The sequence below is a fragment of the Hahella chejuensis KCTC 2396 genome, assembly GCF_000012985.1.
Taxonomy (GTDB): domain Bacteria; phylum Pseudomonadota; class Gammaproteobacteria; order Pseudomonadales; family Oleiphilaceae; genus Hahella; species Hahella chejuensis.
On the sequence record NC_007645.1, the window covers coordinates 726,212 to 752,085 of the forward strand.

Below are 25,874 nucleotides of genomic sequence, written 5' to 3' on the forward strand. Positions count from 1 at the left end.
TGAGTGTTACTCCAAACTCCACTCAGCAAGGACGCTCACGCCATTATAGTCGTAGCTCATACTGAGGTAGTTGCTACGCATTTCAACTTGCGCCGGGGCTGAAAAACCTTTCTCCCAGGTAAGGTCATTGCTTGATGTAATCAGCAGGCGCCAAGCGCCGTTTTCTTGATAGAGCCTGCCCGTGTAGTAGTAAATAACAGGCAGGCCAAAGTCAGTGTAAGACTCAATATCTGCGATCCATTCATACGTATTGTCTTCTGTTGGGCGAATATCCATTGATCCGCTGAGCTGCTGGGGCGTTCCATTAACGCTATAAGACAGCAGATCGAAAGAGCCAGCTTTAGCGCTTTTTCTGTCGGAAGGAGTCTGCTCCGGAGCTCGAATAACTGAGTCGGTGAATAATGTCGGGCTGCTGCGCACCATTATGCCGGTATCATAAACAGATCCCGCTGCGGGAGGCGGTAACTGCTCAAGTTGCGTTAGTTCTGGCTGTAGCGTCGGAATCAGTGTTACGCCAACGCCGGCGGCCGTGAGCATAAGGGCGGGATATAAAATATCTGGCGGAAGCCGGCCCTGATGGTTGTGATGCATTATCTTTTCAGCAACAAACAAAACTAGCCCGGCGATAACTAAGGCCGTACCGGATATTGCTAACAGCGCATCGAAATCTGACATAGCTTTCGCTTGATGTTTAGCTTTGCGGGTTGACTTCATCCTGGCCGCAGTGGAGATGACATTCAGAGTGAAACTCCCACACTATGAGTCTCATCCTCCTTATCTAAAGGTAGAACAAATTAAGTAAAGTGCACTCACAAGCAATCGTCATGTGAGAGGTCTGCATTGCTCAACGAGACCTTACAGTTCGCCGGTTAATATGTCGGTTAAATTTACACCATTAAGCTATAGATCTGACGAGTTATACCCTGGTCTCTTTTTTGAGCCAATAATATCAATGGATTGTAAAAGATGGCGCCAAAAATGCTAATACTTGGCCACTAATTTGGGCAGGCCTTATGGCTTACAAATCAATAAACCAATAATCGAGTAGTAATTGTCTATGAAAACTTTCAAAGTACTGGCTGCAGTAGTGGCGCTGGGTTCTTCTGTCTCTGCATATGCTTACCAAATTAACGATGAATATGTGGGCAAGGATCATGGGTATGGCGATGTCATTGGAGACACCTCGAAATTCGATGTAAAGGGAATTGATGTAAGTGTTTCAGGCACTATGTTGACTGTCGACGTCTACACGCACTTTGTAAATCATGTTGGTGTTTTTAATAACTACGTCACCGACACAGCATTGAGCCAGAAAAAAGGTATTGCATTCGGAGACTTGTTCCTTTCTTCAACTTGGACGCCAAATGGCGAGGCTGATACCGGTTATTTGGATGACAGGCATAGCACTGGCACCAAGTGGACCTATGGCTTCAATCTAGATGACCGTTGGAGCTCCGTAGGCGGAGATGGCGCTTTGTATGAGCTGAATGGCGCTGCAAACCGTGATAATGCATATCTGTCCAACAACTTTATCAACGGCAGATATGCCACTTACCGTCACGGTCAGGAAGTTGCTGTTAAAACCAGCAGCTCTACCGTAACTTCCGTTGGCTCCGGCTCTTGGTTGGTTGATACCGTAAACGGTAAAGTATCTTTCACCTTTGACATTGCGGGTACTGATCTGCTGAAAGGCGATGAGATTGCTTTCCACTGGGGTATGACCTGCGGTAACGATACTATCGAAGGCAAGATTCCTTTCTCTGTACCGGAGCCTGGCGCACTGGCTTTGATGGGCCTTGGTCTGGCGGTGGTTGGTCTGCGTCGTCGTAAGCAGTCTGCTTAAGACAGTATTGCAAGCAGGGCGGGGCATTTAGATTCTCCGCTCAGAATTAAAAAACCGCGTTGGCTTATCCCAGCGCGGTTTTTTTATGTTTTAGCGTTTGATAGTGGAACTAGCTCTCTTTGGCTATATAGAGCTTTCTGACTGCCATGTTGAATGCTTCAACGCAATCCGGATCGAACAGCGAGCCGTTGTAACTGTTCACGTAGCGCACAGCTTCAAACAACGACTTCTTATACGAGCGATCTTCACGTTCACTGGTTATCTCGAAAAATGCGTCACATATGGCCAGGACTCTGGAGCCGAGGGGGATATCTTTGCCGCTGACGCCAAAAGGGTAACCACTCCCGTCATAGTGTTCGTGATGATGCAGAACGATCTGCGCTGCGTCTTCCCAGCCGCCGAAGCGGTGCAGTATCTGTGAACTGGTGGCGACATGGGCGGCCATTATTTTCTGTTCTTCTCGCGACAACAGCTCTTCATGTTTGTGGGCCAAGCCTACGGGTACGAAAGCCATGCCCAAATCGTGCAGCAACACAGCGGCGCTGAGTTGTTCTTCGTTGAGCTGTCCGCCTAATTCTTCGTTGACGGCCATACAGAGCTCTAATTCCTTCTGAGTACGATCCTTGCGATATATGCTGAGCTGATCCAACTGGCGCGCCAGGAAGCGAAATAACTGTTGGTCTGAGTCTTTGCCTGGAGCGAAGTAGCTCGGCATGGAGGCTTCCGGACGCGCGACCTCTCCAGCATCTTTAGGCCCAGACAGCAGTTCGTCCAGCCCCTCGTTGATAACGGCTATCACGTTTCCGGGGGAGGCGTTACGTACTTTGGCGATAACGTTAAGCAACGACTCCTGTAGATCTCCATCGGCGGTGTGATCACTCGCTAACTGTCCGACCAGGGTTTCGACGTAGCCGATGATGCTCATAAAGAAAACGCCGAACATCGGCTGATAGGGGAGTTCTCCCTTACGCATGTCGGAGACGATTTCCTCCAATTCATGGATAACATCCACCATGGCGTCCAGGAAAACCATTCTGCAGTTGCCTTTGAGGGAGTGCATGCTGCGGAACAGCTCGTTGATTAACTCAGGATTGACCTGATGCTCCAGGGTTTGAATTGTGTGCTCTATCTCTTCGACGTTTTCCTGAAAGCAGGCGACAAACTCGTCAATCAGGTCTTTTTCCAACTCAACAAACTGCGGGCAGGTAATTGGCTTCATGACATATCGGGCTCCTGTTGAATACGGACATCCCCTTGTGCGACTACGCCGCGATGCGGAGGCGATTGCTTTTAGTATAGACGTTGGCTGGGCATATCGAGCGGATGCTCAATCAAACTCAAGTAACGCCAGCTTTTCACCAAACAGGTAACGATGCCAGGGAGACCAGGCGAGTAGGCTTAAGGCCCCCCAGCGTTCCCAATGATAGTCGAGGATGCACCACTCCTGTCTGACCTTTATGTGAGAGTTCCAACTTTCCAGACGACGGATATTGTGCAGAGTCCATTGAAAAGCGGCGTTCATCCAACCAATGGCTTCATGTAAGTGCGCCTGACCCAGTGCTCCGTGAGGCAGCATCTCCAATAGCATACGGGCATGCGGGATACGTTCGGCAAGGTCATTGAAGAACTGTTTGATGCGTTGCTCGGTGAAATACATAAGGACGCCTTCCGCCAAAATCAGACAATTGTCAGACTCTCCGGCGGCGTGCTCCAACCAGGAGACGTCAAACAGCGACTGCTCCAACATGCGGTAGCGGTCAGAATCGCTGAAAAACAGACGGCGAGCGGCGATGACATTAGGCAGGTCGAGATCGAACCAGTGTATCTGGCCGTTGTCCACGCGCAGATAGCGACTGTCGAAACCCGCTCCGAGATTGATGATAACCGCCTGAGGATGGGCGTTGATAAAATCCATCACCAGTTTGTCGATGAGGTCTGTACGGATTGCGATGGCTAACTGTGATAACCAGGCGTTACTGAAGCGCTTGAAGTCATAATTGAGGCGCTGGTACATTTCCAGAGCCTTGTCGTCATGAATGATGGCGTCGGGGCGCAAGGTTTCCATCGCCCTGGCCCACAAAGGGAGAAGTGCGGTTTCTGAAATATCCCGCAATTGCAGCGTCTCCATCGTCGTGCTCCCTGAATGTCCCCATGCCTGTTTCAGCCGTTAAACGGCATCAACAAGTCTGGTATATTTTCACGAAATATCCAGCGACTACTTAGTCAAGCGGAGAACGTGCGTGCGTCCGGGAGGAAGTGGGGCGCACGCGAAGAACGCTGTTTTGGCGTTTATTCAGATAACGTTTATTCAGATAAATAGTAGTCTTCGGTAGCCTCACGCAACCGCTTGTTTTCGAGGTAGTCCTCTATTGCCCGGCGGGCTTGAAGGCGTCGCTTGGAGGCTTGCTTCTCTTTGCTTTTCCTCTCTTGAGTTTCGGTTTCGTAAAAAACGTCAAGAATGGTACTGGCGACGGAATCGGAAGGTTGATTCATGTTTTGCATGGCTTTCCCCTTAGCCTAGTGACGGTTCACTGTAATTGTTATTTTTTACACTGGAATGACAACCGGCTTACTGCTTGATAACGCCTGTTATCAATCCGTTCCTGCGTTGGTGTGATGTCTTGTCCAGCCGACTGAGGAGCGTCGGTCTTATGCTGTATATTATTTCACCGATAGTACAATTAATTAGGCGAGAGCCGCAACGAGCTTAGATTCTTTTTCGCTTGGTTGAGCTTTTGCACATGCTGCTCATCAAGCTTTTGAAATAGATTGCTGGCGATCGTGTCCAGAATCATCAAGTGGGCAAGGCGAGAAGCCAAGGGCGTGAAGGCGTCAGCGTTTTCGTCCACTGAGACGCCGATGTTAAGGTTGGCGATATTGGCCAGCGCCGATTGTGGCGGGCTGATGGCGACAACTTTGGCGCCGGAGGCGCGCGCCTGCATGCAGGATTGAATCAGGTTATTCGTGCGGCCGCTATGGGATATGGCGATTATAACGTCGTTGGTTTCCACCAGGCCGGCGATCAACATTTGCGTATCAGGATCGGGGCAGGCATGGGTACTCGGCTTCAGGCGAAAGAATTTCTGCTGAGCGTCCGCCGCCACGGCGGCGGACGCTCCATAGCCGAAAAAGTATAAGCGTGGGGAGTTGGAAATCCAGGCGCATGCCTGCTCAATCCGATCCCAGGCGAGCTGATTGAAGACCTGCTGCAATGACGACTGTACGTCGCTAAATATTTTGGCGCCGAGTTGCTGCAGGCTATCTCCAGATCGTGCTCGGAATGGCGTTTGCCTCTGCATGCTTGCTAGCTGTTGGGCGAGGCTCACCTTAAAGCTTTGAAAACTGTCGAAGCAGATAGTGCGACAGAATCGCACAATGGTTGGTTCGCTAACGCCCGCCTCGGTAGCCAGGTCGACGATACGCATATGAATGACATCATTGGGGTTGCGCAACACGCATTCCGCGACTTTTTGTTCGCTTTTGCGCAGCGTGTCCCGGTTCTGTCGAAGCCAGCTCAATATATCGTGGGGGCGTCCCATCCAATTACCTTGGTGTGTCATATCAGCCTGACGGCGGGGTTCAGCAGGCGGGATGGCTTGAGAATCCGCTTTTGGGGCCAGGCATTGGAAATCGTGTTTTAAGGATAGACAAAAGCGAAGCAGTATTGCACAAACAAATAGTCGTTGGCGTTATTGAATAACCGGAGTTGGACTTTGCAGCGTTACAGGGCCTACGCTTTGTTCGCGCAAAAGGCTCGCCATCTGTTCGGCCCCCAGCGGCTCGGCGATCAGATATCCCTGCACGGTGTGGCAGCCGCTCTCCCGCAAGAACTGCAAATGCCCTTCATGTTCTACGCCTTCAGCGATGACTTCCAGGTTCAGACTTTTACCCAGCATGATGACGGCGCGAGTGATGGCTGCATCGTCAGCGTTGTGGTGTGCGTCTTTGATGAACATCCGGTCTATTTTCAGTGCGTTTAGCGGAAAGCGCTTGAGATAGGATAGAGAGGAGTATCCCGTACCAAAATCATCCACGGTAATGCGTACCCCCATCTCTCGCAGGCGGGACAGCATAAACTGGGTGCGGCTCATGTTTTCCATTAGCGTGCTTTCCGTCAGCTCAAGGTCGAGCAGATGCGGAGGCAGTTCAGTGTCTTGCAGTACTTTGCGCACCATTTGCGGCAGGTTGCTCTGGCGTAACTGGTGAGCGGAAAGGTTGACGGACACTTGGATATTATCCAGCCCCTCCCGGCTCCAGGCGGCGGCTTGAGCGCAGGCGGCGCCGAGCATTTGCTCTCCCAGCTCCGTGATCAAGCCGCTTTCTTCCGCCATAGGCACGAAGTCGCTGGGAGCGATCAGGCCTCTTTGTGGGTGTCGCCAGCGCGCCAGCGCCTCCACACCGGTGATGCGGCCGCTATCCAGTGAGAGCTTGGGTTGGAAAAAAACTTCCATTTGTTGATTCTGTATCGCCCGGCGTAGCTCGGTCTCCACATCCAAACGCATGCGCGACATGCTGCGCAACATGCGACTGTAAAATTCATAGGTGTTGCCGCCGAGGTATTTTGCCTGCCGCACAGCCATATTGGCCTGTTGCATCAGGGTTTGAATTTCCCAGCCGTTATCGGGCGCTTGGGTGACGCCTATTGAGGTGGATACGTAGAATTCATGTCCGTCGATATTGAAGGGCGCTTTCAGTTCATCCAGCAGCTGCTCACAGAAACGGCTTATCTGGGAACGGCTCTTCGCGGGGGTGAGGATCGCAAACTCATCGCTGCCGAGGCGCGCCAGGGTATGTGCGTGGGATGCGGTTTGTGAGATCCGCGTAGCAACCTGTTTTAACAGTTCATCCCCTCGGTCCTGACCCAGGCTTTCGTTGACCTGACGAAAACGGTCGACATTCAGAAGAAGCATATTGATGCTGAGTCCTTGCTCCCGTACTTTACGTAGAATTTTATCCAGACGCTCACGGAACAGCATGCGGTTCGCCAGTCCGGTCAGCTCATCGTAGTTGAGCAGATAATGGAGCTTCTCGTCTGCTTGTTTTCGTTCAGTAAGATCGGAAAATAAGCCTGCGTAATGGGTGGTTGCGCCTTCTGTATTGATGATGGAGGTAATTTGCAGCCACTGACAATAGAACTCACCGGATTTACGCTTTTCATATAACTCACCTTGCCAGCGGCCCCGCAAAAACAGCTCGTCGCGAATACGACTGAACACTTGCCGCTTGTTGGGAGCCTGGCTGAAATCCTCCAGGCTGCTGCCAATCACTTCTTCCGTCTCATAACCGGTGATCTGGCTAAACGCGTTGTTGACGGTGAGGAATCGGAACTCGGTATCCAGTGCGAACACGCCCTGGGGCGTATGGTCAAAGACGGACTTGGCCAGAAGCAGCTGCTCATCGCGACTTTTCTCTTTGCTGATGTCGCGGCGCGACCCGATCATGCGGGTAATGCGGCCGAGTTTGTCGAAACTTACCGGCTTGCCGCAATCTTCCACCCAGATCCAGGCGTCTTTAGCAGTGGTGACGCGATATTGCACCCGGTATGTATTACTCAAGCCCTTCAGACAGAGCATCATTTCCTTTCTGATGCGCGGACGGTCGTCAGTATGTATCAACCCATGCATGCGCTCCACGAATGCGGTCGCCGACATTTCTCGGGGACCGAAGGCGTCATGAAAGAATGATTGATAGAGAGAGTTTCTCGGAATATCCCAGTCCCACAAGGCCAACCCTGTGGCTTCAATAGCCTGCGATAAACGGGTTTGGCTTTTCATCAGCGCATCGCTGATGTTTTTCCGCAATTTGATTTGCTGGCTCAAAATACGATTGGCTTCGGACAATTCGTCTGTGCGCTCGCAGATAGCGTTTTCCAGCTCTTTTTGAGTCTCGCGCAGCTCGTGTTCTATTTCCTCGCGACGAGTAATTTCATAGGCGAGCTGTTGGTTAAGCTGTTCTGAGGCGGAGCGGGCGTTATCCAAGTAGGCGATGAGGCCTTGCATCTGCAGGTTCTGATTAAGGTAGCGGCTGGACGCAAGATACCAGAGCGCGGCGAGTGGGTAGAGAAAGACGCTGAGGATGGCTGCGTTGGTCATTAACTCCGTGGGGAGGGGGGATCTGCCGCTTAACAGGACCGACAACCAGAGAAGTGGCATGGCGCTAAGAATGATAAATGGAGTGCGCCAGATGCCGAGAAAAAAGGATAGAAGGCCCGCGGCGACGAACTGGGCGATGGTGGCGCTGTCAAGCCAGGACGAAGGGAGCTCCAGGATGATGTAAGCGGCTACTGGCCCCAACACGGTCGCGATTGCGGCGCTGAGCAACACATAAAGCCTGCTAAGGTTGGCGACGTTGCGAGGTAAGTTGGCGCTTTCATCCTGTAATAGAGCCTGAGCCCGTGAGCCGAAGACGGCGAGCAGAACGGCGCAGATAGCTCCCAGCGTGGCAAGTCCTATCAAGGGCGCTACAGCGTGATAGGGAGAGGCGGTGGCGACGAAGCCCATGGTAATGAAAAAAAGCAATGCAGCGGCGTGGCGACTACGACGCCCCAGCTTTATAAGTTGCTCCCGACGCACCTTGAGAGGTTTAGGGCGCGCCATGGTCGACATCAGCTTTAAACTGCTTGCTTGAATATCGTTTGTCCCGGGGTGCATGTTAGTATAATTGTCCGATTTCACTGGAATCCCGCCGCACAAACAAACCCGTCATATCTGCTTTTGACGGTCGGCGAACCTGGAAAGCAGCGATGCAATGTTGTAATGGGCTGTAAAATTATCCAGTATTAATCGCCGCAAATGTGCAAGGCGGCGACTCCGGTTGGCGGTTCAGTGTGCTTATTGTATGTAACATTTTGTTATTTTTTGTTCGTTGTCCCATTTAACCCGATAGTGAACTCGCGCACAAGCACTTCGAATAAAATCGGAGATGAGTCTGCGGTTTAATTTCCTGGCGTGTCTTTCGCGGAAAGCCGTTAACAACAAAGCCCTTCAAACAAAGAGAGGTAAGTCTCAGCAATGGACGTAACGGCGGTTTTGGACCCGCTTAACGATGCTCAACGTGAGGCGGTTACCGCCAGCGCTCGCAACCTGCTGGTGCTGGCCGGCGCCGGCAGCGGCAAAACCCGCGTTCTTGTGCACCGCATGGCATGGTTGATTCAAGTCGAGCGTATTGGCGCTCACGCAATAATGGCGGTGACGTTCACCAACAAGGCGGCGCGGGAAATGCGTGAGCGGGTGGAGTCGCTGTTGCATATACCGACGCGTGGAATGTGGCTGGGAACCTTTCACAGCCTGGCGCACAGACTGCTGCGCGCGCACTGGCGAGAAGCCGGTTTGCCGGAAAACTTCCAGGTGATCGACTCAGATGACCAGCAGCGCATGCTGAAGCGAGTGATTCGCGAATTGGGACTGGATGAGTCCAAGTGGCCTGCGCGCCAGGCGCAGTATTTTATCAACAGCCAGAAAGACGAAGGGCTGCGACCGGATAATATTGAACCGGGTAGCGACGCCTGGCGGCAGACCATGAACAAGATATACCAGCGCTACGACGAATATTGTCGGCAGAGCGGGTTGGTGGACTTTGGCGAGTTATTGCTGCGCTCTCATGAACTCTGGCTGCAAAAGCCGGATCTGTTGCGGCACTATCAGCAGCGCTTCCAGCATATTCTGGTTGACGAGTTTCAGGATACCAACACCATTCAATATGCGTGGCTGCGCGTGTTGGCGGGGGACCGCGTTCCCATGACCGTGGTCGGAGACGACGACCAGTCCATCTACGGCTGGCGCGGCGCCAAGATTGAGAATATTCAGCGTTTCCAGAATGACTTCGGCGAAGCGGCGCTGGTGCGCCTTGAGCAGAACTACCGGTCAACGCAGACCATTCTGCGGGCCGCCAACCACGTCATTGCCCACAACCCCAGTCGTCTGGGCAAACAGCTATGGACGGATCAGGGCGAAGGCGAAGCGATTGACGTGTACGCTGCGTTTAACGAGCAGGATGAAGCCAACTATATTGTCGAATCCGTGCAGTCATGGGTGAATCAGGGGCGGTCGCGTTCGGAAGTGGCGCTGTTGTACCGGTCCAACGTGCAGTCGCGGGTATTGGAAGAAGCGTTGATCCGCCACGGCGTGCCATATCGGATATATGGCGGTTTACGCTTCTATGATCGTCTGGAGGTTAAAAACGCAGTGGCGTATTTGCGCCTGGCCCATTTCGCGGATGATGACGCCGCCTTTGAGCGGGTGGTCAACATTCCGTCTCGCGGCGTTGGCGCCAAGTCGTTGGAAACCTTGCGCGACGCAGCGCGCGAGCGCAGAGGGTCGTTATGGCGGACTTCTGTGGCGGCGGTCAGCGCAGGCTTAATCAAAGGCAAAGCGGGAGCTGGGCTGAAGCATTTTATTGAAATAGTCGAAAATCTGCGCGAATTTGCGAAAGAGAACAGTTTGCAGGATCTCACCAAGCATATGCTGGAAGTCAGCGGCATATTGGAGCATCACGCCAATGAAAAGGGAGATAAGGCGGAAGCGCGCAAGGAAAACCTGCTGGAACTGGTGAATGCGGTTGCCGAGTACGAAACACTCGACAATGAATCGCCCTTGGCGGAGTTCCTGACCCAGGCGGCGCTGGACGCAGGCGAGCGTCAGGCGGAGGTGGATCAGGATGCGGTGCAACTGATGACATTGCACTCCGCCAAAGGTTTGGAGTTTCCCCTGGTGTTTCTGACAGGCATGGAGGAAGAGCTGTTTCCTCATTCGATGGCTTTGGAAGAGGCGGGACGTTTGGAGGAAGAACGCCGGTTGTGCTACGTCGGCATTACTCGCGCCATGGAGAAGTTGGTGCTTACTTTTGCAGAAAGTCGCCGTTTGTATGGCCAGGATAAATATCACTCCATTTCTCGTTTTGTCCGCGAAATCCCCAATGAGCTATTGCGTGAAGTGCGCTTACGCTCCGTCGTGAGCAAACCTATGTTTTGGGATCGTGGGCCTGCGCATGGCGCGATTGGCGAGTCTGCGCAACAGTCAGGTATTTCTCTTGGGCAGCGGGTGCGACATGAAAAGTTTGGTGAAGGCGTTGTGCTGAACTATGAAGGCAGTGGTCCGCATTCCCGGATTCAGGTGAACTTCGACGATCAGGGCAGTAAGTGGCTGGTGCTTTCATACGCCAAACTGGAAGCGATTTGATCGGCCTGGCTGTTAACTGATCCGTTAGATTTTGCGTGCGCTTCGCCAGTGTCCTTTTGCCGGATAATCGAGTTATACTGCGGAACGCAGCCTTTTCGTCGGCTCATCTAAGCAGGTTTTATCCGCCTTTTTAGATGGCCTGGCGGCTGGCGCTGGATGCTTGGCTGCGCAAGGCGCCGAGATCACATAAGAATAAAGACAAAGGAAACGCAATCGAATGAAAAGACGCTATCTGTTTTCCCTGATGGGCGCAGGCATGTTGGGAATGCTTCTGGGCGGATGCTCCGCCGAGAAGGAAGCGGCGGCCCCGGTTGCCCAGCAGGCGCCCAAGCAAACCATTCAATGGAAGTTGGTGACTTCCTGGCCGAAAAACTTCCCTGGTCTGGGCGAAGCCCCAGAGCGTTTCGCTAAAGAAGTTGAGCGCATGAGCGACGGACGCCTAAAGGTCAAAGTCTATGGCGCTGGCGAACTGGTTCCTGCACTGGAGGTATTTGACGCCGTCTCTCAAGGCACTGCGGAAGCAGGCCATGCCGCATCATACTACTGGAAAGGCAAAATTCCCGCCGCACAGTTTTTCTCTACAGTTCCCTTTGGTTTGAATGCGCAGGAAATCAACTCATGGATCAGCTACGGCGGTGGCCTGGAGTTGTGGCGTGAATTGTATGAACCATTCGGCGTTATTCCTATGCTTGGCGGTAATACCGGTGTGCAGATGGGGGGCTGGTTCAACAAAGAGATCAACTCTCTGGATGACCTGAAAGGACTCAAGATGCGCATTCCTGGATTAGGCGGAGAAGTCTTGCAACGGGCTGGCGGTACGCCGGTGCAATTGCCGGGCGGCGAAATTTTCACCGCTTTGCAGACTGGCGCCATTGACGCCACAGAGTGGGTAGGCCCATACAATGATTTGGCGTTCGGTCTGCATAAAGCGGCCAAATACTATTATTATCCCGGCTGGCATGAGCCCGGCACTTCCTTGGAGTTCACGTTTAACAAGAAAGCGTTCGAAGCCTTGCCTAAAGATCTGCAAGCCATTGTGGAAGTGGCTGCGCGTATGACCAACCAGGATATGCTGGATGAATATACGGCGCGCAACAACGCGGCTCTGAATGAACTGGTGAACAACCATGGGGTGGACGTCCGCCGCTTTCCTGACGACGTGCTGAAGGAGCTGCAGGATATCTCCCGTCAGACAATTCAGGAGATTGCAGATAAAGATCCCGCAGTGAAAAGGGTTTATGAATCTTATGAGAAATTCCGCAGCAATGTGTGGAAATACCATGAGATCTCAGAAAGAGCGTATATCAACGCCAGGTCATAAGGCGCGCACTACAGACACAAAAAACCGCAGCTTAGACTGCGGTTTTTTTATGCCTGGCGTCTTACCCCGGATCACTCTCCGGCAGGCACCGCGCGGATGCGTCCGGAGTCGTCAATCGCCACCAGAACAAATACGCCTTCCGTTACCTTGCGGGGCGTATTTTGATGGTTGTCGCGGGTCCAGACCTCCACTTCTATATGCATGGAGCTGGTGCCGATATTAACCATGCGCGCATAGCAACTGACTTCCGCGCCGACTCTCACCGGAGACAGAAAATCTAACTGTTTGACGGATACGGTCGCGGTGCGGCCTTTGGCGATACGACCGGCCATGCTGGCTGCGGCCAGGTCCATCTGCGACATCAACCAGCCAGCGTAGATATCGCCGTTGGAGTTGGTGTCCTTATCGAGAGCAATGACGCGAAGCGCCAGTTCTCCGTTGGGGGCTGAGCTACTAGAAGCTTTCATGACAGTTCTCTTGTATTTATGAAAATCCGTTATCTGCAAGTTTAGGCGCTGGGGAGGCGATTCTCCGCCATTGTATCAATTGCGCCTAAACGGTGGAGGGGATTACGGCCCGTAAACCACCTCAGGCAACCAGGTGGCCAGTGACGGCCAGGCCGCCAGCAGACAGAGCATTAATACCTGGATGACGATAAAAGGTGCCACGCCTATATAAATGTCCGTTGTTTTCACGTGGCTTGGGGCGACCCCGCGTAAATAAAACAGCGAAAATCCGAATGGCGGGGTCAGGAACGATGTCTGTAAATTTAAACCGATCATAATACCCAACCAAATCGGGTCGACTCCCATTGCCAACAATACCGGGCCGACGATCGGCACGACTACGAAGGTGATCTCGATAAAGTCGAGAATAAAGCCCAATAGGAAAATAACCAGCATCACCACCAGCACCGCCATGAATACGCCGCCGGGCATGGATGTGAAAATCTCTTTGATCAGTTCATCGCCGCCATAGGCGCGGAACACCAGTGAAAAAACAGTAGCGCCAATCAGTATCATAAACACCATACAGGTGACGCGGGTGGTTTGCTGACAAACGTCCCTTAATACAGAAACTGAAATCTGGCGTTTATAGGTCGCCAGGATAATAGCGCCAAATGCGCCGACGCCAGCTGCTTCCGTCGGCGTGGCGATACCTGACAGGATTGAGCCCAGAACCGCGATGATCAGCGCCAATGGTGGCGTCAGATCCTTCAGAAGAGAGAGTTCACGAGAGTGCATTTCCTGTTTGCTAAGCTTTTCGCCGGCGGGCATTAGGTCTGGCTTAACAAGCGCTAATACAAACAGATAAATGATGTACAACAGAACCAGTACCAGGCCTGGAATCAGCGCCCCGACGAAAAGGTCGCCCACGGAGACGGTGTCCGGGTTGAAAATACCCATATCCCGTTGTGCTTGTTGATAGGAGCTGGATAACACATCTCCCAACAAAACCAGGGCGATCGAAGGAGGAATGATCTGGCCCAGAGTGCCCGTGGCGCAGATGGTTCCGGTGGCCACCGCTTTGCTGTATCTGCTTTTCAGCATGGTCGGCAGGGAAATGAGGCCCATTGTCACTACCGTGGCGCCGACGATGCCTGTACTGGCCGCCAGCAACATACCGACGATGGCTACAGAGATACCCAGGCCGCCGGGAACATTGCGGAACAACATGGCCATGCTTTCCAGTAGATTTTCAGCGATCTTTGACTTCTGCAGCATACAGCCCATAAACACGAACAAGGGCACCGCCAATAAGGTCTGGTTATTCATTAACCCATATAGGCGGCTGGGCGTGGCCAGTAAGAAGCTATGGTCAAAAACGCCGGCCATGGCCCCAATGCCTGCAAAGGCGAGGGCGGTGCCGGCGAGGGAGAAGGCCACGGGATAACCACAGAGTAATACCAGACAGACCACCGCGAACATGATCAGCGACATATATTCCATATTAGTCGTGCTCCTCTTGTCCGTTGGAATGGCTGGGGTTGATTATCAGACAGAGGTTACGCAGCACTTCCGCAGTTCCTTGGGCGCCAAGGACAAATACCAACGCCAGAATCAGCGATTTGAGGATGAAGACTGCAGGCAATCCGGCTGTTTCAGGAGAAATTTCGCGAATACGCCAGCTCTGCGCTATGTATGGCCAGCTTTCTATGCCGATATAAATAAGCAGAGGGAATAAGAGAAGAAGCGTTCCCAATAAGTTCACAATGGCTTTGCCGCGCACGGAAAATCGTTGATAGAGAATATCCACTCTCACATGTTCATCGTGTTTCAGGGTGTAGGCGGAAGCAATCATGAATACGAAGCCATGCATATAAAGCACGGATTCCTGAAGGGCGATGGAACTGTTATTGAAGACATACCGGAGCAGGACGACGGCGACAGTTCCGACTACCATTCCGATATTGAGCCAGGAAATAATGGCGCCGGTTTTCTCGGTGAATGCGTCAATGAGTCTCACAACCGCAGTGAGGCCGTTAGTCATTATGGATTTTCCTTCTTGTTGTTAGATGGGGCTATCGGTGTAGCGACCGAGTCAGCAGCCCTTCATGTCCACAGCTCTTACTTCTGACATATCTATGCATACGACGCCCGAAAAATCCCTAATGTGCAGCAGTCTCTTGTTTCCTTAACCGGGGGGCGGGAATTCAACCGCTAAGTTTAACCTGAGTGAAATGGGAATGCGATGAGCCTTGGGTGAAAACAGGTTGCAATCTGAATGTCACAAGGCGTCACTTTGTAACATCCTTGTCACATTCGAATCCTATAGTGGCGATCAATCCGACGAACCTATCGGATACGTCGCAATCGAAACCAGGAGTTCATCCCTATGCAATTAAAAAAATTTTTTGCGGCAGCCACAGTTGTTGCTGCTTCATTCTGGGCAGGCGCAGCTTCTGCGGATTTGGATCCGAAGCTGTCTGATTACAGTAAAGCAAGTGGTGTTTCCGGCAATCTATCCAGCGTAGGTTCCGATACTCTGGCCAACCTGATGACGCTGTGGGCCGAAGAGTTCAAGCGTAATTATCCAAACGTCAATATTCAGATCCAGGCTGCAGGCTCCTCCACTGCGCCTCCAGCGTTGACTGAAGGCACTTCCAACATGGGCCCGATGAGCCGCAAGATGAAAGACAAAGAGTTGGAAGCGTTCGAAAAGAAATTCGGCTACAAGCCAACCGCTATTCCTGTCGCGATCGACGCCCTGGCGGTGTTCGTCCACAAAGACAACCCTATTAAAGGCATGACCATGGCGCAAATCGACGCTGTGTTCTCCTCTACTCGCAAGTGCGGTTACAGCAAAGACGTCACTACTTGGGGCGATTTGGGGCTGACTGGCTCCATGGCTAACCGTTCCGTACAGTTGTTTGGTCGTAACTCTGTTTCCGGCACCTACGGTTACTTTAAAGAGCACGCACTGTGTAAAGGCGACTTCAAAAACAACGTTAACGAACAGCCTGGCTCTGCGTCAGTTGTTCAGGGCGTATCTGAATCCGTGAATGGCATTGGTTATTCCGGTATCGGCTACAAGACAGCCAGCGTGCGTCTGGTTCCTCTTGCCAAGAAAGAAGGCGACAAGTTTGTAGAAGCTTCGCCTGCAACGGCAATCACTGGCGAGTACCCACTGTCGCGCTTCTTGTACGTATACGTTAACAAGGCTCCAAACAAAGACCTGGACCCGATCGTTGGCGAATTCATCAAAATGATCATGTCCAAGCAAGGCCAGGAAGTGGTCGTGAAAGACGGTTATGTGCCTCTGCCTTCTTCCGTCACCAGCAAGTACCTGAAGGAGCTGTCACTGTAAGACTTTCTTACAGACAAAGCTTAAAGGTCGAAAAAAACCGCCTCATTCAGGCGGTTTTTTCTTTTGTGAAGCGCACTTACCTGCTTGGGTCTTACGCATAATCCCCGCGATCCCGCCATACACTTTTCACATCTGCGCTGCTATCTTATGCGGTTATCGGGGTAACTCTCTCGCCAAAGAAAAGCATAAGGAAAAGCCATGCGCGCACTTAAGTTTGTTGGCTATATATTCGTTCTGTTGATCGTAATTGTTATAGCCGCTCTCTTTTTTATAGATATCATCGCCAAGTTTGCGATTGAAGAAGAAGGCACCAAAGCAGTAAAGGCCAAGGTTGAAGTGGATTCGGTGGATGTCCGTTTCTTTCCTCTTGGCGCCTCAATTTATGGTTTGAAGGTGACCAATCCTCAGGCGCCGATGACCAACGCATTTGAAGCGGAACTGATCGACGCCAATCTGGACTGGGAACCACTGTTAAAGTCCAAAGTGATTGTGGAAACCGCTGCGTTGGAAGGCATGCGCTTTAATACAGCGCGCTCCGTTACCGGCGCTGTACCAGGATTGACGCCTCCTCCCAGCCAGGAGCCTTCGCTGGTTGATCAGTTCAAAGAAGATATGAAGCTGCCGGCCATTGATATTCCAGATCCAAGTGAGCTGCTGGCCAGAGTGGATCTTAAGACCGTGAGTATGGCCAAGGAGATGGAGGCTTCTCTGTCTGCGCGCAAGAAAGCCTGGAAAGAACGCATCGACGCTCTGCCTAACAAAGAAACCCTGGAAAGCTACAAGCAGCGTATCAAAGCGCTGAAAGAGGCGAAAAATCCTCTCGAAAGGCTGCAGGCCGTCGCCAAAGTGAAAGACTTGCAGAGCGACGCCAAGAAAGACTTACAGAAAATCCGCGACGCCAAGTCTGATCTGGAGAAAGAAGTCGCTCAGTTAAAAGCGGATCTGGCTAAAGTAAAAGCAGCCCCGCAAGAAGATATGAAGCGCGTGATGGAACTGGCTGGTTTGAATCCGGGCGCCTGGGAAGGTTTGGCGAAAGCCTTGTTCGGCGATGAAGTGGCGAAATGGGCGAACAACGCCTACATGTGGTACGGTCGCTTGCAACCCTACATCAATGGTTCTGGTGAGGAAGCGCAGAAGTCCGCCCCCGAGCCTGATACGACGGACTACAGCGACGGCTTGCCGCGTTTCCTGGTGAAGACGTTGAGCATCAGCGGTAAGTTGCCGATTCCGCAGCAGGATGTGCCATTCTCCGGTAAGTTCAACAACTTGACGGATCGCGCCGATGTTTGGGGCAAGCCTGCGCAATTGGCCCTGCAAAGCCAGGCGCAGGGCGTTGGCAAGCTGGACTTCAAGGGCGTCCTTGATCATGTCACCGCTGTCGCTAAGGATTCTTTCTCCTTCGACCTGACGGATCTGCCCGTCACTGATATTGTTTTCTCCGATAAAGAAGATTTCCCCGTCACCTTGAGCAAAGCGATCGCCGCGATAGCAGGCAAGGCGGATATCACTGACGGCAAGTTGGCGATGAATGTCGACGCCAAATTCCTGGAAGTGCAACTGGCCAACCTGTTGGAAGGAGAGAGCGCTCCGCTGAAGAAGGCGCTGCTGAATGCATTGAAGAATATTTCTCAGTTCGATGTGAATATGCTGGCCTCCGGCGCGCTGCAGGACCCTGAAGTGAAAATCACTTCCAGTCTGGACAAAATATTGTCGCAGAGCGTGAAAGGGCTGATCGACGAGGAGAAGAAAAAGCTTTCCGGCAAGGTGCAGGCGAAACTGAATGAGATCGTCAGTGAGAAAGTCGGCGGGCTGGACAGTGAGTTGAATGGATTGGTGGATATCAACGCGCTGTTGCAAGAACGCATCGGCGACTTTTCCAACCTGTTGTAATTCACTTTCCGCTGTCATCAGCATCAATACGCGGGGACGAAACAGCTTCGTCCCCGCTAACGCCACCCCACTTATTTCCCTTAAATCCCGCGTTACTCGCACGCTGCGCTGAAGTTCGGCGGATAATGGGACTGCGTCCTGATAAGCTGTCACAGAAGCTTAAAATCCCTTTGCTTTAATGAAGACTCCGCCAGCGACAAATGTGACAGGGTTGTAACATAACTGTCACATTGTGCCGTTATCGTTTGCGCATCTTTTAATATTGGGATTTCACTATGAATGAGGCGGTATCTGTCAAAGCCCCAGAGATAGACTTCAATACCCCCCAGCTCAAGCGCCACCGCAGTATCCGAACCCTGAAAGACAAAATGGCGAAAGGGTTTATAGCCGCCGGCGGCGTGAGCGTCATTGTTGCAGTCACCCTGATCTTCTTTTACTTACTGTATGAAGTGGCGCCGATTTTTAAATCCGCGTCCGTAGATGCTATCGCCAGCTATGACGCTCCCGGCGAGAAGGGCGCAACCCTGTTGCTGGGCATGGAAGAGCAGGCCGAGAAGGGGCTGAGGCTGAATGATAATGGCAATGTCGCCTTCTTTAATTTAAAAGACGGCTCTGTCGATTCCGCTACCCGACTGCCTATTCCAGATAGCGCGACGCTGACCGGCGTCAACGAAGGCGCGCCAGGCTCCAACACTGTGGTGGCTGGCGTGAGTGACGGCAGCGTCGTTATCTTTAAACACACATACAAGATCACCTGGCCGAACAATGTCCGGGTGATCACGCCATCCCTGGAGTTTCCTTATGGCGAGTCTCCGATGGCGTTGGATCCTTCCGGGGCGGCGCTGACTCATGTGGCGGTGCGTGATAATAATGATTATCTGCTGGTCGTGGGCGCCAATGCCTCCAACAAGCTGTTCGCCAGCTTTTATGAGAAAGAAGCGAACTTCCTGACTGGCGACGTGACGCTGGAAGAATCAACCGTCACCATGCCTTCAGTGAATGGCGATATCGTTTCCATTCAGATCAGTCCGGACACCCGTTGGCTGTATATCGCCACCAAGAGCGGCAAGCTGGACATGTACGACATTTCCAACAAGCAGTCGCCGGATCTGATCGCTCGCGTCGACGCTGTGGCGTCAGGCTCCCAGATTACTGACATGCGCTTTCTGCTGGGCGGCTATTCCTTGTTGATTGCCAACAACCGTGGCGAAATTCGTCAGTGGTTCCCAGTCCGCGACACTGAAAACCAGTATCACTTGCAGCATGTGCGCAGCTTCCAGGCGGGCAAGGCGGCAATCGCCAAGATCGCAGTGGAGCCAAGACGGAAAGGTTTTCTGGTCGCTACCGCTCAGGGCGAAGCGGCGATTTTCAACACCACTGCTGAGCGCAATCTGCTGCAGGCGCAGATCGTTGACAGCGACGTCAAGCATCTGTCGATTGCGCCCAGAGCTAACTTCATGCTGCTGCAGTCGCAAGATGACCGCCTGCATTTCTGGAGCATCGACAATGAACACCCGGACGTGTCCTGGTCCGCGCTTTGGAACGAAGTGTGGTATGAGGGCTATGCCGAGCCAGACTATGTTTGGCAGTCTTCCGCCGCCAGTAATGATTTTGAACCCAAGTACAGTCTGACGCCTCTGGTATTCGGCACGATCAAAGCGGCGTTCTACGCCATGTTGATCGCAATTCCTCTGGCGATCTGCGGCGCCTTGTATACCGCTCATTTCATGTCGCCGACTTTGCGTCGGAAAGTGAAGCCGGCGATTGAGCTGATGGAAGCATTGCCGACGGTCATTTTGGGCTTCCTGGCGGGGCTGTTTTTCGCTCCCTTTATGGAATCGCACATGCCGGGCGTATTTACGCTGTTGGTGTTGACTCCCATCGCGATTCTTGTGTTCAGCTTCGCATGGGTCAACATGCCGCAATCCGTACGCTTGATAGTGCCGGAAGGCTGGGAGCCATTGTTGCTGTTGCCGGTTATTTGCTTCATCGGCTGGCTCAGCTTTGCGATCAGCCCTGCTGTAGAAGTCGCTTTGTTCGCCGGCAATATGCCTCTTTGGCTGAAAGAAAACCTGGGCCTCGATTATGACCAGCGCAACGCGCTTGTGGTTGGCGCGGCGATGGGCTTTGCGGTGATTCCCACTATTTTCTCCATTACCGAAGACGCCGTATTCAGCGTGCCCAAGCATCTGACCTACGGATCATTGGCGCTGGGCGCAACACAATGGCAAACCATGATTCGCGTTGTGCTGCCTACCGCCAGCCCGGGCATTTTCTCCGCATTGATGATCGGTCTGGGACGCGCTGTCGGTGAAACCATGATCGTACTGATGGCGACAGGCAACACGCCGATTATGGATATGAATATTTTTGAGGGCATGCGTACGCTGGCCGCTAACATTGCGGTGGAAATGCCAGAATCTGAAGTTGGCAGCTCGCACTTCCGGATTCTGTTCCTGGCGGCGTTCGTGTTGTTCCTGTTCACTTTCCTGGTGAACACTGTGGCTGAATTCGTGCGCCAGCGTCTGCGGGCCAAGTACAGCGTGATCTAAGGTCACGCTGAGTCATGCGGAAGTCCGATGGGCAGTAAAGAAATCTGAGAGAATCGAGAGAACAGAATGCGCGTTTCACTGAAAACCTGGTTTAACAAAGGCGATCCCTGGATCTGGATTAACGCCGGCGCCGTATCGATCAGTCTGGTGATGGTGTTCGGTCTGCTGCTGCTGATTGGCGTGCGCGGCTTGGCCCACTTTTGGCCTCATAGCCTGATGGAAACGGATTATCTTGGCGAAAACGATAAAACCACGCTGTTGATCGGCGAGATCGTTGAAACGGAAGAAGTGCCGGCGGAGCAATTACACGCCGCAGGCGTGCAGGTGCCGCCGGGTGTGGATTATATGCGCCGGGACCTGATCAAGACCGGCAACAGGGACCTGCTCGGCTCCGACTTTCGTTGGGTGCTGGCGGACCGCATGCGCGACGTGCGCTATCCCAAAGAGTTGATGGCGCTGGAGCGTCGAGAGTGGGGTAATTTCTACGGTTATTTGGTGTCCGTCAAAGAAAATGGCTCGGTAGTAGCCTCTGGGGCCGGCGCTTGGGATGAGTTACAGTCCCGCATTGATCGCGCCCTGTCGTTGCACGACCGTATCTATGACATCGAAAAGCAGCAGATTGGTAAGGTGAACTATTCGCTGGAGCGTCTGCGTCTGAAGGAACGCCGCTTGGAGCTGGATGGCCGCAAGACGCCGGAAGCTATGGCGGAGATTGAAGCTGAGCGCGCGGAACAGCACGCTACGTATGAAGCGCTGCAGAAAGATCTGGACGAGCTGTATCAGGAAATCAAACGCGATGCCCTGGTGGCTCGCGCGATGAACGGTAAAGAGTTGGAAATCTCCCTGTCCAAAGTGGTGCGCGCCTTTCAGCCGAACCAGATGGGAGTAGTGGAAAAGGTTGGATTCTATTTCGCCAAGATCTGGGAATTCATTAGCGATGATCCGCGTGAAGCGAATACTGAGGGCGGCATCTTCCCGGCTATTTACGGCACGGTATTGATGGTGATCATTATGTCCGTGCTGGTGACGCCACTGGGTGTGATTGCCGCCGTTTACCTCCGGGAATATGCGCATCAAGGCGCGCTGACGCGCATCATCCGCATCGCGGTCAATAACTTGGCGGGAGTTCCCTCCATTGTGTACGGCGTATTTGGTCTGGGCTTCTTTATCTATTTCCTCGGTAGCGGTATTGACGAACACTTCTTTCCTGAAGCGCTGCCTTCGCCGACCTTTGGCGCTCCCGGACTGTTGTGGGCGTCGATCACTCTGGCGATTCTGACTTTGCCAGTCGTCATCGTCGCCACGGAGGAGGGCCTCGCCCGTATTCCCCGTTCGATTCGCGAAGGCAGCCTGGCGTTGGGTGCCACCAAGGCGGAAACGCTGTGGCGGGTTGTCCTGCCAATGGCCAGCCCGGCCATGATGACCGGTGTGATTCTCGCGATAGCGCGCGCCGCTGGGGAAGTCGCACCTTTGATGTTGGTAGGGGTGGTTAAGCTGGCTCCGTCGCTGCCGCTGGATGGTAATTATCCTTATCTGCACCTGGATCAAAAATTTATGCACCTGGGCTTCCATATCTACGACGTCGGTTTCCAAAGCCCCAACGTAGAGGCGGCGCGCCCACTGGTTTATGCGACGGCCCTGTTGCTGGTGGCGGTGATCGCATTACTTAACCTGAGTGCGGTGGCGATTCGTAACCGCCTGCGTGAAAAGTACAAAGCCCTTGAGATGTAACCTGAGCCGGATGACGCCCCGAAGCCGGTGGGGAGGACTATAATGAGTGAAACTATGACCAATCAGAACGTAGTGAACGAAGAGCAGCCATTCAACGAATCCAAGCACCGTTCTCACGGTATCGACATTAGCGCGATCGAGCGCTCGATGGAGGATTTGTCGATCGACAATGAGACGATCGCCCTTGAGGTGAACAAACTCAAGCTGTTCTACGGCGAGAAAGAAGCGTTACACGGCATTGATCTGAGCATCCCGCAGAAGCGGGTGACGGCGTTCATCGGTCCGTCAGGTTGTGGTAAGTCCACCCTGCTGCGTTGTTTCAACCGAATGAACGATCTGGTGGACGGTTGTCGCATTGACGGCCAGATCCTGCTGGAGCAGGAAGACATTTACCGCAAGGGAGTGGATGTGGCGGAATTGCGTCGTCGGGTGGGTATGGTGTTCCAGAAGCCGAACCCATTCCCCAAGACCATCTATGAGAACGTGGCTTACGGGCTCAGAATCCAGGGCATCAACAAGAAGCGCATCCTGGATGAGACCGTTGAATGGGCGCTCAAGTCTGCGGCGTTGTGGGATGAAGTGAAGGACCGCTTGAATGACAGCGCTTTGGGCCTGTCCGGTGGTCAGCAGCAGCGTTTGGTTATCGCCCGCACTGTGGCGGTGAAACCGGAAGTTCTTTTGCTTGACGAACCTGCATCGGCTCTTGACCCGCTATCGACGCTGAAGATCGAAGAGCTGATCCATGAGCTGAAAAACGATTACACCATCGTCATCGTCACCCATAATATGCAGCAGGCGGCGCGGGTATCGGACTATACTGCGTTCATGTACATGGGCGACCTGATTGAATTCGGCAGCACCAACCAGCTGTTCACCAATCCGTCCTGCAAGCAGACAGAAGATTATATTACCGGGCGTTACGGGTAACAGTTTTCCCCGGCGGAAATTAGTAATAGGAAGCATATATGGCGAACTCAGACGTTCATTTGCAGCATATTTCTCAACAGTTCAATGTCGATTTGCGGGAGCTTCGGAACCATGTTCTGGTGATGGGCGGCCTGGTGGAAAAGCAGGTGGCGGACGCGGTTGAGGCATTGGTGCGAGGGGATTCCGAACTGGCCGAAATGGTGCGCCAGAATGACAATGACGTCGATAAACTGGAACTTACCATTGATGAGGAATGCACCAGGGTGATCGCCAAGCGCCAGCCTACGGCGAGCGATTTGCGCCTGGTGGTGGCGATTGCGAAAATGGTTAACGACCTGGAGCGCATCGGCGATGAGTCGGAGAAAATCGCCAAGAACGCGCTGCAATTGCTGGAAGAAGGCGAAGCGCCGCGGGGTTACGTGGAAGTGCGTCATATCGGCAGCCATGTCGGAAAAATGGTGCATGACGCACTGGACGCCTTCGCCCGTTTTGATTTGGACTTGGCCTTTGAAGTCATGAAAGAAGACAAGTCAGTGGACATCGAGTATAAAACCGCGATGCGTTCACTGGTGACGTTCATGATGGAAGATCCGCGCAGTATCTCCCGAATCCTTAGCGTCATGTGGGTGTTGCGTGCGCTGGAGCGCATCGGCGACCACGCCAGAAATATCTGTGAGCACGTGATTTTCATGGTGAAGGGTAAGGATGTGCGCCATGCTTCTCTGGAGAAAACCGAGAAGCTTATCGAAAGATCCTGACCTTTTTCCGGCGAGTCTATTTATGGTAAAACGCAGCTTCGGTTGCGTTTTTTGTGTTTAGCGCCGCTGATTCAACAATTGTTATCAGGACTTGTGCATTGTCTACGCCGCTTTTTTGTTATGGCACGTTACGTCACCCTCATGTGATGCAACGGCTGTTAGGCTGGACGCCGGAAGCCTCCGCCGCCAGACTGCCGGGATATCGTTGTTTACAGGTTGTCGGAAAGGCCTATCCTGGCCTTTGGCGCGACCGGAATGCAGATTGCACTGGTTACCTCTACCACGGCCTGACTCAGCATGACATCACCCGCCTTGACCACTATGAAGGCGATGATTACGTCCGTCGTTACTGCATGGTAAGGACGCCTGGAGGCGGCCGCCTTATTGCCTGGGTCTACCTTTACCGCCGGCCCGAAAAACTGACCACCCGTATCTGGCGTTACGAAACCTTTCTGCGGGATAGTCTGGTTAACTATCTTGGTGAATTGTAGGTTTTTGTAATATAAGCCGGTTTTTCAAAGCGCTGAAAATTTAGACAACTATACTGGAAGACAGGCGAACGGATTCATGCCGCTCGCCATGTCTTTTTGTTGTCGTTGTTTTTGGGATGCTCTCATATGAAGTTGTTCCGCGCTGTTTTCTGTCTGTTGTCCGCTCTTCTACTTTCCGCTCCTGTTTTCGCCGTTAAATCGGACGCCTCGCTATCCGCAAATTTGCTGGCTCAAACAGGTGTGGATGAATTGCTGTCGCGCTATCCGGATATGATTAAAACCGGAATACGCGCCAACATCCGACGCACTGGCGCGTCGGAAGATCTGATGGACCTGTTTGAACGGGTGGTGGATGGCGCTTATCAGGCGGACGACCTGCAAAGTCAGGTCGAGAGACGCCTGGAGCAGCAGCTATCGCCAGCGGAAATGCGTCATATTTTGCAGTGGTATCGGTCCCCAATCGGTCAGAAAATCGTGGCGGCGGAGCTTAACGCTATGAGCACGGAGGAATACGCCGAGGCGCAGAAAAGAATGGAGAGCCTGAGCGAGGAAAACAAAGGCGGCGAGAGGGAGCATCTGTTCTCCGCCTATGATCGCGCCACCCGGGCGACGGACTCCATGCTGGATAATACAGTCACAATCCAATTGGCTATGGCCGCCGCAATAACCTCTGTAGTGAAAGGTCCAGAGTTGCCTTCATATCATGATCTGAAAAGGGTGATTGAAGAGCGCCGCTTCTCCATGCGAGGCATGGTGGGACAGCAAGTCTATCTGAACTACCTCTATACCTATCGAAACGTACCGCTCACAGACATGAAGGACTACATTGCGTTCGCTCGCACCGACGCGGGATCGCGTTTTGTGGAAGCGTTAAAGACAGCTTTGTTTGATGTGCTGGAAGAACGTTCAGAGATGCTAGGGGAAAGATTGAACCAATTGGCTGGGGCGCAGTAACCGCCTTAGTTCTTTGAAAGGAGTCGAACGCCTGACATAAAACAGGAGTTGCCCGCGGGTCGGGAGGAGGGAGAGATGACCCGCAGGCGGCCATCCTGTCGAAACCGGATGGAGCGCCGGATGCGTTGCGACATCACCGGACCCCTTGAGATCAGTCCTGCCGCTATTCCGCCAGCGCTGAGCGCAACTGTAACCAATTCCCTTTGTCCCAGGGTTGACGCATATCAACAACCCCGGCGTTTTATCCGGATTATGCTTAGCGCCTACAAGCCATCAGAGACTTAAGCTTAATTGCGCAATCTTTTCCCAGCCCATAAAATTTCAACGTTTTTCATTATGTTCTGCGCCTGCAGGCGGTGGTTTGTAGTAAATCGTTGACAGGGGCGCGCTCAATAACAATAACCGAGAACTAAAGTACGGATTA

20 protein-coding genes are annotated in these 25,874 nt (G+C 52.8%); 11 read left to right on the top strand and 9 right to left on the bottom strand.

Annotated elements, in window-relative coordinates:
• Nucleotides 1-6: 6 nt before the first annotated feature.
• On the bottom strand, nucleotides 7-675 hold the full coding sequence (locus HCH_RS03315; protein WP_148212462.1) for a hypothetical protein: 669 nt from the start codon (nucleotides 673-675) through the stop codon (nucleotides 7-9).
• A 382-nt stretch (nucleotides 676-1,057) separates the two neighbouring features.
• Between HCH_RS03315 and HCH_RS03320 the strand changes: the two genes are divergently transcribed.
• Nucleotides 1,058-1,843 (top strand): PEP-CTERM sorting domain-containing protein, encoded by a 786-nt coding sequence (locus HCH_RS03320; RefSeq protein WP_011394711.1) that lies wholly within the window; start codon nucleotides 1,058-1,060, stop codon nucleotides 1,841-1,843.
• A 109-nt stretch (nucleotides 1,844-1,952) separates the two neighbouring features.
• Here the strand turns inward: HCH_RS03320 and HCH_RS03325 are convergent, their stop codons facing one another.
• From HCH_RS03325 to HCH_RS03345, 5 genes are all read right to left on the bottom strand, one after another.
• A complete protein-coding gene (locus tag HCH_RS03325) occupies nucleotides 1,953-3,062 on the bottom strand; it encodes an HD domain-containing phosphohydrolase (RefSeq protein WP_011394712.1) in 1,110 nt (369 codons plus the stop codon).
• Between the two features lie 108 nt (nucleotides 3,063-3,170).
• A complete protein-coding gene (locus tag HCH_RS03330; protein WP_011394713.1) occupies nucleotides 3,171-3,971 on the bottom strand; it encodes a class I SAM-dependent methyltransferase in 801 nt (266 codons plus the stop codon).
• A 176-nt stretch (nucleotides 3,972-4,147) separates the two neighbouring features.
• Entirely contained in the window at nucleotides 4,148-4,345 is a 198-nt protein-coding gene (locus tag HCH_RS03335; protein ID WP_011394714.1) for a PA3496 family putative envelope integrity protein, read from the bottom strand.
• A gap of 179 nt (nucleotides 4,346-4,524) precedes the next feature.
• On the bottom strand, nucleotides 4,525-5,382 hold the full coding sequence (locus tag HCH_RS03340) for a MurR/RpiR family transcriptional regulator (protein ID WP_011394715.1): 858 nt from the start codon (nucleotides 5,380-5,382) through the stop codon (nucleotides 4,525-4,527).
• A 150-nt stretch (nucleotides 5,383-5,532) separates the two neighbouring features.
• The gene (locus tag HCH_RS03345) at nucleotides 5,533-8,439 is read right to left on the bottom strand and encodes an EAL domain-containing protein (RefSeq protein WP_158304923.1); all 2,907 of its coding nucleotides are present in this window, start codon (nucleotides 8,437-8,439) and stop codon (nucleotides 5,533-5,535) included.
• A gap of 414 nt (nucleotides 8,440-8,853) precedes the next feature.
• Between HCH_RS03345 and uvrD the strand changes: the two genes are divergently transcribed.
• The gene (uvrD, locus tag HCH_RS03350) at nucleotides 8,854-11,019 is read left to right on the top strand and encodes a DNA helicase II (protein ID WP_011394718.1); all 2,166 of its coding nucleotides are present in this window, start codon (nucleotides 8,854-8,856) and stop codon (nucleotides 11,017-11,019) included.
• Nucleotides 11,020-11,236: 217 nt separating this feature from the next.
• Nucleotides 11,237-12,340 (top strand): TRAP transporter substrate-binding protein, encoded by a 1,104-nt coding sequence (locus tag HCH_RS03355; RefSeq protein ID WP_011394719.1) that lies wholly within the window; start codon nucleotides 11,237-11,239, stop codon nucleotides 12,338-12,340.
• A gap of 71 nt (nucleotides 12,341-12,411) precedes the next feature.
• On the opposite strand, the gene HCH_RS03360 is transcribed toward HCH_RS03355, so the two are convergent.
• The 3 genes from HCH_RS03360 to HCH_RS03370 all read right to left on the bottom strand — a co-directional run bounded on the left by HCH_RS03360 (nucleotide 12,412) and on the right by HCH_RS03370 (nucleotide 14,830).
• Nucleotides 12,412-12,807 carry an acyl-CoA thioesterase gene (locus tag HCH_RS03360; RefSeq protein ID WP_011394720.1) on the bottom strand — a complete coding sequence of 132 codons (396 nt, stop codon included), beginning with the start codon at nucleotides 12,805-12,807 and terminating at the stop codon, nucleotides 12,412-12,414.
• A 102-nt stretch (nucleotides 12,808-12,909) separates the two neighbouring features.
• Nucleotides 12,910-14,289, bottom strand: coding sequence for a TRAP transporter large permease (locus tag HCH_RS03365; RefSeq protein WP_011394721.1), 1,380 nt, complete (start codon nucleotides 14,287-14,289; stop codon nucleotides 12,910-12,912).
• A 1-nt stretch (nucleotide 14,290) separates the two neighbouring features.
• Nucleotides 14,291-14,830, bottom strand: a complete 540-nt coding sequence (locus HCH_RS03370; protein WP_011394722.1) for a TRAP transporter small permease subunit — start codon at nucleotides 14,828-14,830, stop codon at nucleotides 14,291-14,293.
• A gap of 345 nt (nucleotides 14,831-15,175) precedes the next feature.
• Between HCH_RS03370 and HCH_RS03375 the strand changes: the two genes are divergently transcribed.
• The 8 genes from HCH_RS03375 to HCH_RS03415 all read left to right on the top strand — a co-directional run bounded on the left by HCH_RS03375 (nucleotide 15,176) and on the right by HCH_RS03415 (nucleotide 25,450).
• The gene (locus tag HCH_RS03375) at nucleotides 15,176-16,147 is read left to right on the top strand and encodes a PstS family phosphate ABC transporter substrate-binding protein (RefSeq protein ID WP_011394723.1); all 972 of its coding nucleotides are present in this window, start codon (nucleotides 15,176-15,178) and stop codon (nucleotides 16,145-16,147) included.
• A gap of 198 nt (nucleotides 16,148-16,345) precedes the next feature.
• Nucleotides 16,346-18,037: a TIGR03545 family protein gene (locus tag HCH_RS03380; RefSeq protein WP_011394724.1), complete on the top strand. Its 1,692-nt coding sequence runs from the start codon at nucleotides 16,346-16,348 to the stop codon at nucleotides 18,035-18,037.
• A gap of 275 nt (nucleotides 18,038-18,312) precedes the next feature.
• Nucleotides 18,313-20,589, top strand: a complete 2,277-nt coding sequence (locus tag HCH_RS03385; protein ID WP_011394725.1) for an ABC transporter permease subunit — start codon at nucleotides 18,313-18,315, stop codon at nucleotides 20,587-20,589.
• Nucleotides 20,590-20,655: 66 nt separating this feature from the next.
• Nucleotides 20,656-22,320, top strand: coding sequence for a phosphate ABC transporter permease PstA (gene pstA, locus HCH_RS03390; protein ID WP_011394726.1), 1,665 nt, complete (start codon nucleotides 20,656-20,658; stop codon nucleotides 22,318-22,320).
• 54 nt (nucleotides 22,321-22,374) lie between these two features.
• Nucleotides 22,375-23,247, top strand: coding sequence for a phosphate ABC transporter ATP-binding protein PstB (pstB, locus tag HCH_RS03395; protein ID WP_049780825.1), 873 nt, complete (start codon nucleotides 22,375-22,377; stop codon nucleotides 23,245-23,247).
• A 38-nt stretch (nucleotides 23,248-23,285) separates the two neighbouring features.
• A complete protein-coding gene (gene phoU, locus HCH_RS03400; protein WP_011394728.1) occupies nucleotides 23,286-24,005 on the top strand; it encodes a phosphate signaling complex protein PhoU in 720 nt (239 codons plus the stop codon).
• A 98-nt stretch (nucleotides 24,006-24,103) separates the two neighbouring features.
• A complete protein-coding gene (locus HCH_RS32080) occupies nucleotides 24,104-24,496 on the top strand; it encodes a gamma-glutamylcyclotransferase family protein (RefSeq protein ID WP_148212463.1) in 393 nt (130 codons plus the stop codon).
• Between the two features lie 126 nt (nucleotides 24,497-24,622).
• Nucleotides 24,623-25,450, top strand: coding sequence for a DUF2059 domain-containing protein (locus HCH_RS03415; protein WP_011394730.1), 828 nt, complete (start codon nucleotides 24,623-24,625; stop codon nucleotides 25,448-25,450).
• Nucleotides 25,451-25,874 lie beyond the last annotated feature (424 nt).

Bases quoted from the DNA above. Each gene is read 5' to 3' on its own strand.
- HCH_RS03315 (WP_148212462.1), bottom strand. From the start codon at position 675: ATGTCAGATTTCGATGCGCTGTTAGCAATATCCGGTACGGCCTTAGTT.
- HCH_RS03320 (WP_011394711.1), top strand. From the start codon at position 1,058: ATGAAAACTTTCAAAGTACTGGCTGCAGTAGTGGCGCTGGGTTCTTCT.
- HCH_RS03325 (WP_011394712.1), bottom strand. From the start codon at position 3,062: ATGAAGCCAATTACCTGCCCGCAGTTTGTTGAGTTGGAAAAAGACCTG.
- HCH_RS03330 (WP_011394713.1), bottom strand. From the start codon at position 3,971: ATGGAGACGCTGCAATTGCGGGATATTTCAGAAACCGCACTTCTCCCT.
- HCH_RS03335 (WP_011394714.1), bottom strand. From the start codon at position 4,345: ATGCAAAACATGAATCAACCTTCCGATTCCGTCGCCAGTACCATTCTT.
- HCH_RS03340 (WP_011394715.1), bottom strand. From the start codon at position 5,382: ATGGGACGCCCCCACGATATATTGAGCTGGCTTCGACAGAACCGGGAC.
- HCH_RS03345 (WP_158304923.1), bottom strand. From the start codon at position 8,439: ATGGCGCGCCCTAAACCTCTCAAGGTGCGTCGGGAGCAACTTATAAAG.
- uvrD (WP_011394718.1), top strand. From the start codon at position 8,854: ATGGACGTAACGGCGGTTTTGGACCCGCTTAACGATGCTCAACGTGAG.
- HCH_RS03355 (WP_011394719.1), top strand. From the start codon at position 11,237: ATGAAAAGACGCTATCTGTTTTCCCTGATGGGCGCAGGCATGTTGGGA.
- HCH_RS03360 (WP_011394720.1), bottom strand. From the start codon at position 12,807: ATGAAAGCTTCTAGTAGCTCAGCCCCCAACGGAGAACTGGCGCTTCGC.
- HCH_RS03365 (WP_011394721.1), bottom strand. From the start codon at position 14,289: ATGGAATATATGTCGCTGATCATGTTCGCGGTGGTCTGTCTGGTATTA.
- HCH_RS03370 (WP_011394722.1), bottom strand. From the start codon at position 14,830: ATGACTAACGGCCTCACTGCGGTTGTGAGACTCATTGACGCATTCACC.
- HCH_RS03375 (WP_011394723.1), top strand. From the start codon at position 15,176: ATGCAATTAAAAAAATTTTTTGCGGCAGCCACAGTTGTTGCTGCTTCA.
- HCH_RS03380 (WP_011394724.1), top strand. From the start codon at position 16,346: ATGCGCGCACTTAAGTTTGTTGGCTATATATTCGTTCTGTTGATCGTA.
- HCH_RS03385 (WP_011394725.1), top strand. From the start codon at position 18,313: ATGAATGAGGCGGTATCTGTCAAAGCCCCAGAGATAGACTTCAATACC.
- pstA (WP_011394726.1), top strand. From the start codon at position 20,656: ATGCGCGTTTCACTGAAAACCTGGTTTAACAAAGGCGATCCCTGGATC.
- pstB (WP_049780825.1), top strand. From the start codon at position 22,375: ATGACCAATCAGAACGTAGTGAACGAAGAGCAGCCATTCAACGAATCC.
- phoU (WP_011394728.1), top strand. From the start codon at position 23,286: ATGGCGAACTCAGACGTTCATTTGCAGCATATTTCTCAACAGTTCAAT.
- HCH_RS03415 (WP_011394730.1), top strand. From the start codon at position 24,623: ATGAAGTTGTTCCGCGCTGTTTTCTGTCTGTTGTCCGCTCTTCTACTT.